The organism is Candidatus Nitrospira nitrosa (assembly GCF_001458735.1).
GTDB classification, from domain to species: Bacteria; Nitrospirota; Nitrospiria; order Nitrospirales; family Nitrospiraceae; genus Nitrospira_D; species Nitrospira_D nitrosa.
Map to the genome: position 1 here is coordinate 1,122,521 of NZ_CZQA01000001.1, position 17,641 is coordinate 1,140,161.

Here is a 17,641-nt window from a genome sequence, read left to right on the forward strand (position 1 = left end):
AGCGAGCATCGGCCTGATGATTCCTACTGATATCATCGTGGCGTCAGAAATTCGTGCAATCGTCAGCCCCAAGGATGCGTTGGAAGAAGTGAGGAACAGTTGCTCACATATCATCTATAAACTGGAAGAGCTGGATGGTGGTATCAGGGAGGCGTCTATGGACTGTGCTGTAGATTGTGTGTCAGCGCACAAGCCTGCGTGTGAATGTGCGTCGGTGCTCGCTTAGGGATTGTTGGGCTTGCGTCGTCGGTCCAGCATCCAGCGGGTGATACCAAGATGCTTGGCAGCCAGAGATTTATTTCCATCGGACCGTTGTAATACTTCGCTGATGATGCGGTCCTCAAGGTCCGTTAAGGATTCACCGAGGTGGAATGAAAGGTGGATCTGAGCGGGATCCGTCGTATCTGACATCGATCTAGGAGGAGCCGTATCAGCGATCGGCTGCACGGGAGTTTCTCGCACGTCAGAGGGGAAATGCCCTGCTTCAAGCGTTTCACCAGGGCAGAAGAGTACCGCCCGTTCTATGAGATTACTCAATTCACGCACATTGCCGGGAAAGTGGTACTGCTGTAACAGCGTTTCCGCGCTGGTTCCCAGTGCCCGAACCGGTTTCCGAAGTGACAGTGCGGAGCGGGCTAAAAATTGCTTCGCTAGCAGGATGATGTCATCCGGCCGTTCCCGCAACGGGGGAATTGTGAGGGTCACGACATTCAGTCGGAAATAGAGATCTTCGCGAAATTCGCCCTTGGCAACCGCATCCTTCAGATTGCGATTCGTGGCCGCCATGAAACGCACATCCACCGGGATCGTGGCTGATCCCCCGACACGGCGGAGCGTCCGTTCTTCGATGACCCGCAAGAGCTTCGCTTGTAACGGGAGGGGGAGGTCACCGATCTCGTCGAACATGAGGGTTCCCCCCTCCGCGAGTTCGATCAAGCCAGTCTTGCGGCCTATTGCTCCAGTAAATGATCCTTTCTCATGGCCAACGAGCTCACTCTCAAAGAGTTCCCGTGGAATCGATGGACAGTCGACTTCGATACAGGGTTTGTGGGCTCTGGCGCTGTTATAGTGGATCACCCGGCCCATGTATTGTTTCCCGGTGCCGGTCTCGCCCTGGAGTAACACGGTGACACGGTCGTTCTTGGCGAGCTCCCGGACCTGGCTCATGAAGTGCTGAGTGACGGGGCTTTTGGCAATGACCCGGTCGAGCGCGTATCGGTCAGCGTCTTGCCCGCTCTGCATATGAACCTGGCGCTGCAACGTCAGCAGCTGCGTCGCTCTGCTCAACGCGTGCAGGAGGTCTTCCATGTCGATGGATTTGGCCACGAAGTCGAAGGCTCCCAGTTTCGTCGCCTCGACGGCATCTTTGACCGTGCCCCTTGCAGTGACGAGGATAACCAGCAAGTTTGGCGAGCTCTGTTTGACACGGGCCAGCACGTCCAGGCCCGTGAGATTCGGCATGACCAGATCAAGCACGAGAATATCCGGTTCAGTCGTACGGAGCAGCCCAAGCGCTTCCTCGCCGGAACTCGCGGTCTGGACCATATAGCCGTGATCGCTGAGGCGCAGCGCGAAGGCTTCGCGAACAGACGTTTCATCTTCAACGAGAAGGAGTTGCCAGGTCATGTTATCGCTCGGGGTTCAAGGGAAGCCACACTTCCACCACTGCTCCGCTGCCGGGTGGACTTGTGATGACCAGTTGCCCACCATGTCGTTCGATAATATCGTGTGTGATGGTGAGTCCAAGCCCAACGCCCTTGGCTTTCCCACTGGTGAAGAACGGCTCGAAAATCCGTTTGAGATTGTCAGGGTCAATCCCCTTTCCCGTATCAGAGAAAGCAAGAAGTACACCAGTGCCTCGCCTGGGTTCCATTCGTATCGTGATCGTGAGTTCTCCACCATTCGGCATGGCGTCGATCGCATTCATCGCGATGTTGAGACAGACCTGCTGAAGATGCGCACGAGAGGCTTCCACGAGCGGCAGGTCTGGAGCAATCGCCTTTCGTATGTGAATGTTCTGTTTGGTCAAGTTTGGTTTCAGCAAGGTCATGGTGTCATCGATGAGCGAGGGAAGATTGCAGGGATGTAGATCAAAGGGACGTGGTCGAAGTTGGCTTAAGTGAGACTCCAACAGCTCGTCAATACGAGTGGCTTCCCGTGCGATGAGCCGACAGCGATCTCTAGCCGCTTGCGGCAAGTGTTCTTGATCGGCTAAGTGGGTTGCGAGGCTACCGAGCCCAATCAATGGATTGCGGACTTCGTGCAAAATACCACCGGTCAATTGTCCGACCAGTTTGATTTGCTCCGCATGTCGTAAGGCTTCTAGCATCTGCTCGCGCTCGGTCAAGTCGGTGAGGATGGCCATGTAGTACTGTGTTGTGCCGTCACGATCTTTCACCGGGCTCACGCTTTCCCAGACGAGGAATTCCGAGCCATCCTTCCGTCGATTCACGAACCGATCGACGAACGGATGTCCGGCCCCAAGCGCCTGCCAGAGCCGGTCGTAAAATTCTTGCCCATGTTTTCCCGACTTGAGAATAGAAGGGCGTTGTCCCAATGCTTCTTCGCTGGTCCATCCGGTCATTCGTTCGAGCGCGGGGTTCCACTCCAAGATTCGGCCCTCGGTGTCGGTCAACATGATCCCGTCTTGCGCCGTCATAAACAACCGATGGTAGAGATCCCGTTGCGTATCGGCGCGCCGTCGTCGTTCCAGTACCGTCGCGACGGTATTGGCGACCGTACAAAGAAACTCGAGTTCCGTCACCGTATAATCTCGGACCGACCTGGAATGGGCGGTCATGGCTCCATAGACACGATCCTCCACCAACATTGGGACGCACATGCCTGCGATCCCGCCATGTTCGGTTAAGAGTTTGGAGGGACTGAACCGTGTTTCCCTCCGTAGATCCCGGACGACCACGGGGAGCCGTTCACGAATGGCGTAGCCGGCTTGCGAATGGGTGCCACCCTCGATCGTCAGCTTTCCGATCACCGTTGAGTCAAGGCCGATTCCTGCCACCACGGTTAAGTGATCATCTGATTCTTGTGGGACAAGAATCTTGCACAGCTCCACGCCAAGGGCCTCAGCTGTATATTTGACCGCTTCGGTCATCAGTTCTTGTGCCGGTGCATCGGTGACAGCAAGCGTTCCGATGCGGGCCAGCACGGACTGAAACCGAGCGATCTGCGAGGCTTCCTGGACCAACTCCGTATGTTCGGTGGCGTCCTGTAGGACCAACAGTACGCCGGTCTCCCCATGGTAGGGGACCACGTGATATCGGCATTCGTAGACGAGCGTTTGGCCTTGGCGATCGAGGAGACGATAGGTCTTGCTGCCTCTTGCACCGAGGCTGTCCCTATTCCAGGTCATCGCATCAGCAAAGAGCTGTGATCGAAGCGTTGCATCATGGCCGGACCGGTCGCCTGATGGCGAAGCCGAGGCTTCAACCAGTTCGCCGAACTGCGAATTCTCAAATACCAGGATCCCCTTGGCCATGAAACACAGTCCGCCCTCCAAGCAATCACTCACCCAAGCCAATACTTCCGCTGCGGCGACCTCCGGACTGGCGTGAATAGAGCTCTTGGACTGAGAGACAGATGTCGTGCGACGTTTCACACGGAGCCTCGGTTGTAGGAACCCATCACGTCACGAATGGATAGTATACCGAGATGGCCGAGATATCGTCGAGTGAGCTGAAAGAGACGGATAGGATGGCGATCTGGGGCACGAGGAGGGGTGGGGAGCCGATCGAGCAGAGAGTTTGGCTTGACACGTTTGAGCCATAGCCAAGGCCGTGAGGCTCGTGATACAGAATGGAATGCCCCGGCGAACGCTTGAAACGCTTTCCTTCGACAATACCTATGCCCGGCTTCCTCAGGCCTTTTATGCGCGATTGAACCCGACTTCCTTTAGTGCACCTCCCTATTTGGTCCATGCCAATCGATCTGCCGCCGAGTTGATCGATCTTGATCCAGGGCAATTGACTCGGCCGGCGTTCGCGGAGCTGTTCGGGGGGAATGCACTCGCGCCCGGCATGGAGCCGCTCGCGATGCTGTATTCCGGTCATCAATTCGGCGTCTATGTTCCGCAACTCGGGGACGGCCGAGCGATTCTCCTTGGTGAAGCAACGAACGAGCAAGGGGAGCGGTGGGATCTCCATCTCAAAGGAGCGGGGCTAACGCCGTTTTCACGCGATGGGGACGGCCGGGCCGTACTGCGTTCGACAATCCGTGAATATCTCTGTTGCGCGGCGATGCGTGGCCTTGGGATTCCAACGACACTGGCGCTCTGTCTCGTCGGTAGTGATGACAAGGTGTATCGCGAACAGATTGAAACCGGCGCGATGCTGGTCCGCATGGCGCCGTCGCACGTCCGCTTCGGCACATTCGAGATCTTCTACTACCGAAAGCAGTATGACCATCTGAAAATTCTTGCCGACTATGTGATCGACCAGCACTTCCCCCATCTCCGCGACGTCAATGAGAAGTATGCGAAATTCTTTACTGAGGTGGTCGAGCGCACCGCCCGATTGCTCGCGCAATGGCAAGCCGTGGGTTGGGCTCATGGGGTGATGAACACCGACAATATGTCGATTCTCGGTCTCACGATGGACTACGGGCCGTATGGATTCATGGATGACTACGACGCAGGTTTCATCTGTAACCATTCGGATCATAACGGTCGCTACGCCTTCAATCAGCAACCCTACATCGGGCTCTGGAATCTGAGCTGCTTGGCGCAAGCCCTGTTGCCATTGGCGGAGAAAGACGCGCTCAAAGCGGGCCTTGAGACCTATCAGTCATTGTTTGAGCAGGAATACCAGAAGCTCATGCGAGCGAAATTGGGATTGGTCGAGATGCGAGCAGAAGACCATGACCTCATTCAAGACTTTCTGGGTCTGCTCCAGGGCAGTCATGCCGATTACACGATCGTGCTTCGCGAATTGGGTACGTTTGCTTCTTCGGAAGGTATGACGAATGACGGCTTGCGCGAACATTTTCTCAATCGTGATCGGTTTGACGAGTGGGCGGTGCGCTATCGGGACCGACTGAGGAGTGAGCGCAGCCGCGATGACGAACGGTGGAATCGAATGAATCGTGTCAACCCTAAGTATGTGTTGCGGAATTATCTTGCGCAGATCGCGATTGAGAAAGCACAGAACAAGGACTTCTCCGAGATCGACCGGCTCTTCACCCTGTTGCAAGATCCCTTCAAGGATCAGCAGGGCATGGAGTCCTATGCCCTTCCTCCGCCGAATTGGGGCAAGCATTTGGCTGTCAGTTGTTCCTCCTGAATCAGCCTGCGGGCATCCAGATTCGGTCGTCCACCGAACGTACCGATTTTTCCAGAAGGAGGCGCAGGGTTTTCAATACAGGGCTAGCCATTAGGTGTGGCGTGAACGATGAAAGACCTCGGCCTTCACCAGGCGGTATTGCGAGGAACCACTGGTAGGCTCCGTATTACGGATGATATGGCTGTAGGTCGCGGTTGAGCGGATATGACTGAAGAGCCGGGGGCAGACTTTTCAAAGTCAGCGTTCGCTGCTGGGGTCACTGGGACCAGGACAGAGTTCGAATCCGAGTCGTGATTTCCTCACGCCACCCTCTCCTAGCCCCGCCACACCAAACGGATCCGTCTCAACATTGTGGATGACTTCGTGGTCTGCGCGTTGGGTTGTGGTGAGAAGGCTGCCGGCCTGTGTGGCCGACGGCCACAATAACTTGTAGCCGGCGAGCAGTGCACCAGCGACGGAAGTTTTCATAAATGCCCGGCGAGTCCAAGACCAAGAATCTTTGTGCATCATTGACCACCCCGATTATGGTGACCTGTTATCCGTCTTGCATCAGTTCACTTCTGCCAAATGTTTGCGCGATGGGTCAATCTTTTTGTTAGAGTTGATTTGCTCACACAATCAGCTCCAGCGCGCGTGTATGCCAGGAGAGGACCGCTTTGCGTATGTTGATCTTGTCTGCGATCTTGGCATGGTCAGAGCGGATGATGTGAGCGGCGAATTCAGCCATGAAACGGCTCTTGAGCGTGGCACGTGCCCGGTCGACACCGACCTCTTGGTAGGGGGCGACGGACAATAGCAGAAAGCCGTCGTCGGGGATGCGGTCATCTCGCATGTTGGCCGCGATAATGCCACCGGCCTTGCTGAGAGGATCGGCCAGTTCCGGGCTGTGCGGCCCGATGATCAATGCCAGGTTCGGCATGTGGAGCCAATGAAACCCTCGTCCGATGCCGATCATCCATTCGTGATGGACGATCTCCAGAGTCCGATCATTTTTTCTAACTTCCTCGATATGGGCGATGTTGCCCTGCACGAGCGGCAAGAGATCTTCCTGCATCTCTTCGGGCATGTCCGGATACAGCCGGGACAACGAGGCAGGCAGGGAAGCGAGATCTTGAGCGGAAACGGTTGAAAGGTCCAAGGTGTCACGATGATTACTTCCGTGAAGAACCAGGGCGTCTTCGTCGGTCTCGAATCCACACACTAGCGGGTACACGGTGCTGTGTGCCGAGCCAAAGACCTCCTCTACTTGTCGTTTGGTCCGAAGCGCATGGTCTCGGGCGGCATCGGTGTTGTATCCCCAGCCGGCACAGCCACGATGTTGATCGCCCTTGGAGTAGTGGTAATTCATGAGGATCAGTGTCCGGCGACCATGTCGGACCATCTGCTGGATCTGGTCCGTCATGACCTCTCCAAAATGGGGCCACCCCATGTCGAAACGTCCGCCAAGATTGCGGATCGGCTGGATGATACCGGGCGGGGTATTGGTGGCTACGGACAGATTGAGGCGCCCGTCCATACACTTGAGCGCGATGATGGCGGTGTCGTGCTTTGCACTGTACCGTTCGCGTGCGAGAAAGGATTCTGGACTTTGGTATACCTGGGCATAGCGACGGGCATGTTCCATCAGCCAGTCGATTCGTTGTTGTATGGGCAAGTTGCGGATCGCGATGCTGTCGGGGCTGGCTTGAGGAACAGTCGAGTTACCCATCAGGATATACCTCAGTGGTTGGGAGAGGAGTGGAGCCGATTTCGAAATCGGTTTCCTGCCTTGCTTAGCTTGGGAAAGCAAAACCGATACCTTGCTATGGCACCGCCCACCCTGCGCATCGCGTTATGAGCTTAGAAATGAGCGAGATGTGCGGATAATTGCCCAATAGGGCGTAGTGGCCGCCGACAACTTTCAGGTGAATATTTGCAATAGAGTGTTGCTAGCAGTGTGTTGACAAACCCAAGAACGAGCTCGGAAATGGAGCCCTGCCTGAGGTCACGAACGTCTGGAGAATACCGCACAGGCTGTTCAGAAAGGCCATCCAGCAAGGCCGCAGCGAGCGAAGCGGCGAATCGTACTCTCTGCCGTACGTTGAGCCTCTGAGCGAGGCGAGAACGCCGCTGGTGGACTTTGTCAACAGCCTGCTAGCTGAAAAGCGGACTTGTGCGATTCAGCACTGAGCGGAGCGTGCGATAAACAGGAATATGGTATCGCGAGAGACGCGAGGCGATGTCCTCTAAACCGTACCGCTTGGGCAGGCATAGACTCGCCGGCTGTTCAAGAGAGCAGACGATTGAGGCAGCGAATCAGCGGTTTCTTCGCAGCTCTACCAACAGACGACGGCAACTATCAATCTGGCAATGGCCTCTCTTCTCAACCGTTCAGTCGCACTTCAGGGAACCTCAGCTTCACTCTCTCAACGGTCTGTTGTAGAGTGTCACGCGTGACTTCTGCGCGAATATCTCTGTGACGCGTCACCTCTCTGAGAAGCGAGATGGCTAAGAAACAAAGTGATTCAAAAATTGCCGTGGCAGGTGCCTTGACCTTGGTGTTGGCGCTGGCGGGAGCCATGCTAGTCAAGGAACCGCTGCGTAGTTCACGTCCGGTCGGCACGGGACTGGACATGAAGGCTACGATTGAAGAGCAAACGGTACGCGCGCGTTTGTGGGAAGACCCTGTCGCAGCGGTTCAACGAGGCCTTCGGGAAATAAAGGGGAACCGACCGGCCACTACTCCGCCGTCTCCGCTCACACAACGGCTCAGGTCACTTCGGCATTCTATTACGGAGCGGGTTAAGGAGGGCCAGCGTGTGACGGTCCTCCTGGTGACGACCAGTGGAGGTCCCTATGTCGAAAGCACCGAGTCGCGGATCCGAGATCGGTATGCGGTTGGAACGGCTCTGGGAGTGTCCTGTTATGCGCCGGAACAGGAGGGGCAGCTCTCGTTTGTCGAATGGGACTCCCAGAGCCCTCTCCCGGCACTGCCGTATGAGTGGTACCGACTTAGACGAACCAGGCTGTGTGACGAGGAATCGCAGCGCTCCCACAGTGTGCTGGTCGTTTGGTTTCCTGATGAAGCACTCAGTCAAGGATTTTTTGCCGGCCTGACCTCCTTCTCTCAGTCGCTCGTTTGTCGAGAAGCTGAGAAGAAAAGCGAGTGTCTGCTCACCGACGATACGCGCAAGTTGGTTCGCTTGAATCCGCAGCTCCAACGGTCTGTCACCTTTAAGATCCTCGGACCGCATAGCTCCTCCGCATTTCGGGCGCTCTTAGACGAGGCGGGAGAGTCATATGGCAAGCCCCATATGGGAATCGGTGTCTGGCCAAACGCTGACGGCTGGATCGAGCTGTACTCCCCGTGGAGTAGTGCGATGAAGGGGCTTCTGGCCTACGGACTCAAGTCGATCGGCGGGACAGGTTCGGCCTGTGACTCCTACACCGCGTGCGAGCAGGAATTTATCCGGCGACTCACAAGCGCGAACATTCGGCTGGCCTACGACATCGGGTCCGATGACCAGTTATTCGAATCACTGGTCGAGGAATTAGAGCGGCGACAGGTTCGCCTCGGTTGGGATGCTGTCATCCTAATCGGGGAATGGGATTCGTTCTATGGGAGGACGCTCCCGATCGAGTTTCGAGCGGCTGCGTGCAAGAAAATTTCAAGCTTTCCCGAACAGGATCTGGGGACGATTGATGTTCCGGTAACGATCAAACAGTGGTGTTCCGATATTCCCCATGCCGTCGACCTCCAAATTCGACGGCAAGCCGACTATGAGTCGTTACGTCTCAACGTTCAGCGGTACAGCTACCTGAGCGGACTGGACGGCGAAGTACCGGGGGAAGACAAAAACAAAACAGCACGTGCCGACGGCACGAAAGAGAACCAGCGTGAACGTCCGGAAGGCACCAGTCAGGTGGACTATGTACGGGCGTTGGTGAATCGCATCCAGGATGAAGGTGAAGGGGCTCGAGCCATCGGGATCTTTGGCACCGATCCGTATGATTCGCTCCTGATCATCAAAGCTCTTCGCCCTGCATTCCCGCACGCCATTTTCTTTACGGTCGGTCTGGATGCCCGACACCTGCATCCGAGCGAGTACAAATGGACCCGCAACATGGTTATTGCCTCGCCGTTTGGATTGCAGCTGGATGGAGGCTTGCAGCGCGACGTCCCGCCTTTCCGGAGCAATTATCAGACGTCGACCTATTTCGCGACTCTGCAGGCCGTCGGCCACGTCAGGTGTCGCCGTGGGCAGCCTGAGATGCCGAACGGCCCCTGTGTGACGACCTACCATGCGGCACTGACGCCTGAGAGCCGAGTGTACGATGCCGGAGTTCCTTCGAGATTGTTCGAGGTGGGAAGGAACGGCGCCGTCGACTTGAGCCTCGTCACTAAAGAAGGGGTCCGTACGATTCATCCGTTACGACCTGACCTGGCCTATACGGATGATTATGGTCAGCTACGGCAAGGTGTCGGATTCAACAACGCTGCGGTGGCGGCGGGGACGGTCGTGGGGTTTGCGCTCTTCATCGTGGTGGCCTGGAGCAATCAGCGCCTCTGGTCCGGCATCGTGCGGTACCCACGTGTATTGAGCATCACGGCCGTCGTGCTCGTCGCGCTGTTTGCAGTCTTTGTCTTAGCCGGCGGAGCCGATGCGCTATTGGCTGGGCATGACGAAGGAGAGCCGTTTTCTTGGACGGCCGGCGTCAGTATCTGGCCGAGCGAGTTGCTGCGATTCGTGGTGGTCGTGCTGTCTGTCCTTCTGTTTGTGAAGGGCGCCCGGGATCTCAAGAAGAACGGTGATCAGATCGACGAAAAGTTTCAGTTCGAAGACGCGTCGAGGCGTCAGCGGCTTTCACCCAAGACGTTTTGGACGAATCTCCAGCGGGTCTACCATCCGCTTGCCACGGTCGCCTTCATGAAGGTCGATCAGGCCTGGGGACGCTATCGTGAAGCGAGTCAGCTGAGCCAGGGAACGGTCCGTGCACTTCTGCTGTTCATCCTCTACATGGCAGCGATGTGGGCCATCGGGCATTTCGTGCTGGATGAGGAATATATCCATCCCTGCCGCGGATACCTGAGTTGCCACGTCGACTCATTTATGACGCTCGCCAGTGTCGCCATCGTGGTGCTGCTGAACTTGGCAGTGTTCGATGCGGTGATGTTATGCCGTCGCTGGATTGGGTGGGTGGTGAGTTCGACGGGCGGGTGGTCCCAACAAGTCCAGGAAGAATATCTCCGCAACTATGGATTGGGAGAAGCACAGAAAGCCGAGTTTGAGAAGTTGAAGTACCTTGCCGTCGTCGACCTTATTGCGCAGCGGACCGAGGTGATCAATCGACTGATCCGCTATCCTTTTATTGCGCTCTTGATCGTGATCGCTGCGCGCAACGAGTATTTCGACATCTGGAACTATCCCCTCCTCTTGCTGCTGTCCTGGTCGGTCAATGTCTTGGTCGCGCTGCTCGGAGCATTCCTTCTCTATCAATCGGCCAGTCAGGCGAAGGCGGCTATGCTGGCCGGGCTCAATCGGCAAATCGTTCAGACTTTGGGGGTTGGGAAAGATCACGATATTCGCGTGAAGCAGATTCAGCACGTGATCAGCGAAGTGGAAGACAATGAACAGGGTGCGTTCGTACCGCTCTATCAACAGCCGGTGGTTGAATCTTCGTTGTACGGCCTGGTGGCGTTATTGCAATATCTGTATCTCACTTAGGGGATTGCATGCACGAAGTCTTGCTCGGGGGATTGAAGGTTCGACTCACCGGCGGTTCGGACGGAAGAGGCGGAGGCAATGGTCCGGTCGTCATCCTGCTCCATGGCTTTGGTGCACCGGGCGACGACTTGGTTCCGCTTGCAGATGTGATCGAAGTTCCCCGTGGGACCCGGTGGCTCTTTCCCGAAGCTCCCCTCTCTCTTAATATGGGGTTCGGCGATTCGCGGGCCTGGTGGATTATCGACTTTGCACGTATTCAAGCGGATCGTGCTGCGGGCCGCATTCGAGATTTATCTGTGGAGGTTCCGCAGGGTCTGGCCTTAGCACGGGAGCGTGTCCAGGCATTTTTGAAAGAGCTCCCTAGGCAGTTTCCGATCGATTACAAGCACGCAGTCATGGGTGGATTTTCACAAGGGGCGATGCTCACCTGCGATGCCGTCCTCCATACCGACTATCCATTCACGGGCCTGGTCCAGCTGTCCGGCAATTTGCTGGCGCAGACTGTCTGGAATCCATTGATGCCGAAGCGCAAAGGTCTATCAGTCTTTCAAAGCCATGGCATTGAAGATGACATCCTCCCACACATTGGAGCGGAACGTCTTCGCGACGGGCTGCAGCGAGCCGGCCTTGTCCTGGAATGGCACAGTTTTAAAGGGGGGCATGAGATTCCAGGGCAAGTGGTGAGGCAACTTGGGTCATTTCTTACGAAACGGCTGGGATAAGACGATGACATCGCTTGAACTCATCGGGACCGATGGCAAACGTATCAAAGGTGATCGAATTGCTGGAACAGCCCGACAGATTCTCTTCATCACCGGGTTTCTCTCGAAGCGGTGGGGCAACAAGAGTCAGGCGTTGGCGCGATGGTGTCAGGAGAACGGGTGGGGATTCTGCTGCTATGATGTGCGCGGCTTCGGCGACTCCGAGGGGCAGTTCACTGATTATACGCTCTCTGATTGGATCGCTGATGCACGCGTGGTCTTAGATTCCATCAAGACTGGTCCGCCGATCACCATCGTCGGGAATTCCCTCGGGAGTTGGATCGCCTGGCTCGTGGCGCAGCAATTTCCCATTGTCGAAGAGCTCATCTTGATCGCTCCGGCATTTAACATGATGGGCGAGCGCGCCAAAACCATCTCGAGCGAACAGCTGCATGACTGGCACACGGCCGGATGGATGCCGTGGGATGAAGACCCGTTACATCGAGCCTGGCCGTTGTCCTGGAAGTGGGTAGAAGAAAGTGAGCAGCATTGGGCGAAGACGTTTGACGTCGTTCGTTGTGTGAACACCACGATTTTGCATGGTCAGGACGATCGAGTCATTGCTCCAGACGGGAGTCGACAGTTCGCCAACGAACTCGTGCGCCGACATCCCGGCTTTCCACTCAACCTGAACCTCATTCCAGGTGATCATCGGCTCAGCGGCTCCGAACATCTCGAGCGATTTCGGCGACTGGTGATGAGGCAGGAGTGACGCGGTTCTATCGCCATCCGGAGTTGCGTAGTCGGACCTAACAGAAGGTTGGTTCCGCTGCACTCATGCATCCTGCATCCTGATTCATCACTGGGCCACGACTCCATGCAGCATCGTTGGTTTCTCGTCGGTAATGAACAGATGGCATCCTGTTCGGTATCCGACTCAGTCGGTGCCAGGAATATGGTCTTGCGGGAGGTACGTAACTGGACTAGAATCCATTTCTGGCGATGACACCAAAAGCTACAAAGAAGAAGCGTTGGGTCAGAGCGGGTCCACGTGCACCGGTATACCAGACCAGCGATCGACAAGGAAGCACGGTCGAACCTGCAAGAGACGAGTTCTTCGCCGAAGCCTTCCGCCTCAGTCCCCACCCAATCGGTATTACGGAACTTGAAACCGGGCTTTGCCTGGAGATCAACGACGCGGGCCTCAATACATTCGGGTTTCGTCGTGAGGAAGTCATCGGTCGGACCACGTTGCTGTTGGGGATTTGGCCGGATGCGCAAGATCGGGCCAGACTCGTCGATCGTCTTCGATCCCAAGGGACCGTCACAAATCTCGAAGTGTCGATGCGGACCAGGTGCGGTGCACTGCGGCAGTTCCTGATCTCGGCGAACTTGCTTATGCTTAGAGGGAAAACCTGCCTACTGACGATCGGTAACGACATTACCGACCGTAAGAAGGCTGAAGAGGCCTTGAGTCGGACTTCTGAGGAGTTAGAACAGCGTGTTCGAGAACGAACGGCGGATCTCAAGCGAATCAATGCGGCGCTGCAGGAGAGTGATGAGCGGTTTCGCTTGTTCATCGAGCATGCGCCGGCTGCCATTGCGATGTTTGATCGCGATATGCGGTATCTGGCGGCCAGTCGACGATGGATTGAAGACTACCGCCTGACGAATGAGATCCTCGGTCGATCGCACTACGATGTGTTGCCAGATGCTCCCTCACGCTGGAGGGATGTCCATCAGCGAGGCCTGACAGGGGAGATGTTAAGTGCCGATGAAGACCAGTTCTCTTGGAGCGATGGCTCCAGCCAATGGATCACGTGGGATGTTCGCCCTTGGTACCGCGGTGATCAGGTGGGTGGGATTATCATTTCCACGGAAGATGTGACGGCTCGGGTCAAAGCCAAGAAAGCGCTCCATGAACGAGAGGAACGGTCTGATCAGGTTGTTCGATTAGCCAACTTTGGGATCCTTGATCAGGATCATCGCACGGGGAATATCTATTGGTCTCCGGTCATGCGGGAAATCTACGGGGTCGGGCCTGATGTCCCTGCTTCGGTTGATGCGTTTATTCGACTGATTCATCCGGAAGACCGTGCCATGATGGTTGCGGCGATCGCGCAGGCTTCCGCCCCGGTGGGCGATGATTTCTATTCGATCGAACACCGTCTAGTTTTGCCGAACGGCCAGGTGCGGTGGATCAGTTTTCGAGCCTGGACCTTGTTTGACCTGGACGGACCGGAGCGCCGTCCGGCTCGGACATTAAGTGCGATGATCGACATTACGAAACGCAAACAGGCCGAGGAGGCGCTGAAAATCAGCGAGCGCCGGTTTGCTTCTTTTATGGATCACTTGCATGGGTTTGCGTGGATCAAAGATGGCCAGGGTCGATATCTGTATGTGAATCGACTCTTTCAAGAATCCCTGCTGGAAGGACGAGACTGGAAAGAAAAGACCGATCAGGAGTTGTGGCCGGCACACGTGGCCGAACCCTATGAGCGCAACGATCGGACGGTACGGGAGACCGGAGTTCCGCTGCACACCGTCGAGGTCTTCATCCAACAGGGAGGGATTCGACACGCCCTTGTCAGTAAGTTTCCCATCGTTGATCACCAAGGAGAGCCGGCCTTGTTCGGGGGGGTGGCCGTCGACATCACCGAGCGTCAGCAGACGGAAGAGCTGCTCAAACAGCAGGCCGACATGTTGAACCATTCCAGCGATGCGATCCTGGCATGGAAGATCGGTGGCGGGATCGTCTACTGGAATCGTGGGGCTGAAGGGCTCTATGGTTGGCGATCCCATGAGGTGATTGGTCGCGGGAGCCATGAGGTGCTCAGTACGAACCCATCGCCGACGATCGCAGATATGGAAGCCTGTCTGGTTCGAGAAGGTCGGTGGTCCGGTGAGCTGTCTCATGTCACCAAAGACGGGCGGCGGGTGATTGTGGAGAGCCGGCTGGTGCAAGTCACCTATGGTGGAACGGACTACGCCTTGGAGTCCAATCGTGATATTACGGAACGCAAGAGTGCGGACGAGACGCTGCATCGTAACCAGTTGGATCTGCATCAGCAACAAGTGCAATTGGAGGAGCTGACCTCCAAACTCTTGAACGCGCAAGAACGTGAGCGTCAACGTATCGCGCGGGACCTACACGACGATGTGAGCCAACGCTTGGCTGCCTTGGTATTGGAAGTGGCCTCGTTGGAACAACATCCGGCCTCTCTATTAGGTGAGTGTGTCCCAGCGCTTGCACCGATCCGAGAGCAGCTGGAACAGTTGTCAGATGATGTGCACACCCTCGCATATCGGTTGCACCCCTCGCTCCTCGAGCATGCCGGACTTTGTCCCGCAGTTGAGGATCATATTCAACAAGTGTCCCGTCGCGCAGGTGTACCCATTTCTCTCAAGATCGCCGGGGTGCCGACGGCGATTTCGCTCGATCATGCGACCTGCCTCTTCCGCGTCATGCAGGAAAGTGTGCAAAATGTGGTCAAGCACGCCCAAGCGGCGGTTGTGACGGTCCAGCTTCGAGGATCATCGAAAGGAGTTGGGTTGTCTGTGACGGATAACGGTAAGGGGTTTGATCTCCGTGATCACCAAGCCCTCCGACGGGGGTTGGGGTTGAGCAGTATGGAGGAACGGTTGCGACAACTGCACGGGTATTTTCAGATTCAGTCTCAACCGGACGGAGGGACAAAGGTGTGCGCCTGGGTGCCTTGTGAGGAGGCGACCCCATGAAGCGACCACGTATCTTGATGGCAGATGATCATGCGATTGTCCTAGCCGGGCTTCGGAAGTTGGTGGAAGCCGAGGGTGAGGTGGTGGGAATGGTGGAAGATGGGCGTTCGCTGGTCGAGGCCGCCCAAGAGCTGCGGCCTGATATTGTGTTGCTTGATATCTCGATGCCGCTCCTGAATGGCCTGGATGCGGCTCGTCAGTTGACCAAGCTGGTACCGGAGAGCAAGTTGATCTTCCTCACCATGCATGCGACTCCTACGTATGCCACGGAAGCCTTTAAAGCGGGCGCCGCAGGGTATCTCATCAAGCGATCCGCAGCCGTGGAACTCAAGCAAGCCATCCAGGCCGTCATGCGAGGCCAGCACTATATGACCCCGCTCATTACCAAGGACGTGTTGGCCGCCACGCTTCAGTCCGCGGATGGTCCATCAACCAAGCCGTTAGTCAGTGCCCTCACTCAGCGGCAACGCGAGGTCTTGCAGCTTGTGGCTGAGGGAAAGGGGACCAAGACAATTGCCTCCATTCTGAATATCTCAGTGAAGACCGTAGAGTTTCACAAATTCAGGATGATGGGCGAACTCAATCTGCATTCCACTGCCGAATTAATTAAGTACGCGATAGCCGAAGGCCTCGTCAGCGTCTCCTCCTAACCCGCATTCTTCATCAACACTTCTGCGGCCATCGCCGATCCGCTGTGGCGACCTTCGTCACTGGTCTCTCGTACTTACGAGACGTGGCGAGACATGCGCGAATGGCGGGACTCGTCTCGACGACCCCTCAATCCGTCGCGCTTTTCTCGCGACTCGCGTCACGTTTCACGCCCCACGCTCCACGAGATACGACGCCCAGGCAATTTCGTAACGAACCGCTATGAATCATGCGGGCTATGCAATGGGCATTACTGCTCCTCAATGCGGAATCTCGGTCCCGCGAAGATTACGCAGAGATATTGCGCATACCGAATCAATCCATAGCCATCTAGTAAGATCTCACGATTCTACTAGTGACTTCCCTAGTTCACAGTTACGCCAAAGGCCAAGTATATTTTCTGGTACGACACTGCGTGGTAGACGGTCTGCAACAATTACCATGCGGAGTCGTGCTGATCGAGGGGGTACTGGAGGTACGCAAAGGATCTAGTGTGCCCACCTCTGTTTGTTTAGGAGACGCCATGCTGGTAGCAGCGATCATAGAGCGAGTGCATCTGGCATTGCAGGAGTATGGCAAGGACTGCTCGATGGAGGAGGTCGTGGGGCTCTGCCCGGACCTTACGTGGAATCAAGTCTATTTGGCCATCGACTATCTGAACAAGACCGGTATGGTCCGTGTCGCATTGGATCCGGATCGGACTTACATGATCCAAGTTTATCCAGCGCTTAGTGAACCACCGCAGGTGGCGTCCCAGCAAAGTTCTGTGCAAAAAGCTTCGTCGTAAGTAAGCAAGATCGTAACCCTTCCCCTCCAAATTCTTCCAGGCAACGTAGGCTCAAGACTTCCACGTGGGCTATTGCGTGGATGAACCATTTGGTCTTTCTCTTGGTAGGAGTTGCACAGGACGGAGGGGGTCCAGTCTCAATGCTGGTTTCTAGGACAACGTGCTTATCCGCCTCGCAGAAAACTACAACAGGTAGGTTGTGGAAGAATGTGCAGCGGATGTCCTCCCGAAACGTGAAGGGAATATGGTTCTCAAGCCATAGGGCTCCACAGCCTTGATGAATATTGCCTCGAGTATCTTTGTCATGTAGATAGAAATACGACTTGGAATCCGCTCTTTCTGCAGGAATGGATGGGATTGGCTTGAGATGGCCGACATCCAATTGAACTCCATAAAATGCAGAGAAAAAGAAGCCGCTGGAGTACTCAACTGAGTTGATCAAGGCCTACTCCAGTGAAGTCAGTTATGTGAGCAGCTTGTATTTTCATGCACTTACATCTTGACGTTATCCAGGGGCGCTTGCAGCGAAGTTTCCCTGCAGAGGGATACAACAGTGCATACAATTAACTTGACACTGGAATATGAGCGGAATAAAAATAGGCCCGACATTGGTTCCCGAAGGTGCGGCGGGCCGAGTTGTTGTTTGACGTCAAACCCTGTTGATGTCTCCTGCAGCTTAGTTCAGGGGAAGATGTCCATCGGTCTCCTCCCTTAGGGAGTATGCTGTTCTCTACTGAGTTCGTTGCGTGACGGGTCCGAACGAAAGGA

At 55.8% G+C, this 17,641-nt stretch carries 11 protein-coding genes; 7 read left to right on the plus strand and 4 right to left on the minus strand.

Annotated elements, in window-relative coordinates:
* Nucleotides 1-222 precede the first annotated feature (222 nt).
* Both COMA1_RS05310 and COMA1_RS05315 read right to left on the minus strand, forming a co-directional pair.
* Entirely contained in the window at nt 223-1,626 is a 1,404-nt protein-coding gene (locus tag COMA1_RS05310) for a sigma-54-dependent transcriptional regulator (protein WP_090744811.1), read from the minus strand.
* A gap of 1 nt (nt 1,627) precedes the next feature.
* A complete protein-coding gene (locus COMA1_RS05315) occupies nt 1,628-3,616 on the minus strand; it encodes a PAS domain S-box protein (RefSeq protein ID WP_141654229.1) in 1,989 nt (662 codons plus the stop codon).
* 202 nt (nt 3,617-3,818) lie between these two features.
* Here COMA1_RS05315 and COMA1_RS05320 point away from each other — a divergent pair, with 202 nt between their 5' ends.
* Entirely contained in the window at nt 3,819-5,294 is a 1,476-nt protein-coding gene (locus tag COMA1_RS05320; RefSeq protein ID WP_090744817.1) for a protein adenylyltransferase SelO, read from the plus strand.
* A gap of 237 nt (nt 5,295-5,531) precedes the next feature.
* Here the strand turns inward: COMA1_RS05320 and COMA1_RS05325 are convergent, their stop codons facing one another.
* Both COMA1_RS05325 and COMA1_RS05330 read right to left on the minus strand, forming a co-directional pair.
* Nucleotides 5,532-5,762 (minus strand): hypothetical protein, encoded by a 231-nt coding sequence (locus tag COMA1_RS05325; RefSeq protein ID WP_090744821.1) that lies wholly within the window; start codon nt 5,760-5,762, stop codon nt 5,532-5,534.
* 142 nt (nt 5,763-5,904) lie between these two features.
* Nucleotides 5,905-7,002, minus strand: coding sequence for a carboxysome shell carbonic anhydrase domain-containg protein (locus COMA1_RS05330; protein ID WP_090744824.1), 1,098 nt, complete (start codon nt 7,000-7,002; stop codon nt 5,905-5,907).
* A gap of 775 nt (nt 7,003-7,777) precedes the next feature.
* Between COMA1_RS05330 and COMA1_RS05335 the strand changes: the two genes are divergently transcribed.
* From COMA1_RS05335 to COMA1_RS05360, 6 genes are all read left to right on the plus strand, one after another.
* Nucleotides 7,778-10,999 (plus strand): hypothetical protein, encoded by a 3,222-nt coding sequence (locus COMA1_RS05335; protein WP_090744827.1) that lies wholly within the window; start codon nt 7,778-7,780, stop codon nt 10,997-10,999.
* A gap of 8 nt (nt 11,000-11,007) precedes the next feature.
* Nucleotides 11,008-11,721, plus strand: coding sequence for an alpha/beta hydrolase (locus COMA1_RS05340; RefSeq protein ID WP_090744829.1), 714 nt, complete (start codon nt 11,008-11,010; stop codon nt 11,719-11,721).
* 4 nt (nt 11,722-11,725) lie between these two features.
* Nucleotides 11,726-12,472, plus strand: coding sequence for an alpha/beta hydrolase (locus COMA1_RS05345; protein ID WP_090744832.1), 747 nt, complete (start codon nt 11,726-11,728; stop codon nt 12,470-12,472).
* A 230-nt stretch (nt 12,473-12,702) separates the two neighbouring features.
* Nucleotides 12,703-15,438 carry a PAS domain-containing sensor histidine kinase gene (locus COMA1_RS05350; protein WP_090744835.1) on the plus strand — a complete coding sequence of 912 codons (2,736 nt, stop codon included), beginning with the start codon at nt 12,703-12,705 and terminating at the stop codon, nt 15,436-15,438.
* Entirely contained in the window at nt 15,435-16,088 is a 654-nt protein-coding gene (locus COMA1_RS05355; protein WP_090744837.1) for a response regulator, read from the plus strand. The genes COMA1_RS05350 and COMA1_RS05355 overlap by 4 nt, the downstream gene beginning before the upstream one ends.
* Nucleotides 16,089-16,609: 521 nt before the next feature.
* Nucleotides 16,610-16,873, plus strand: a complete 264-nt coding sequence (locus COMA1_RS05360) for a hypothetical protein (RefSeq protein WP_090744840.1) — start codon at nt 16,610-16,612, stop codon at nt 16,871-16,873.
* The last annotated feature ends 768 nt before the right edge of the window (nt 16,874-17,641 follow it).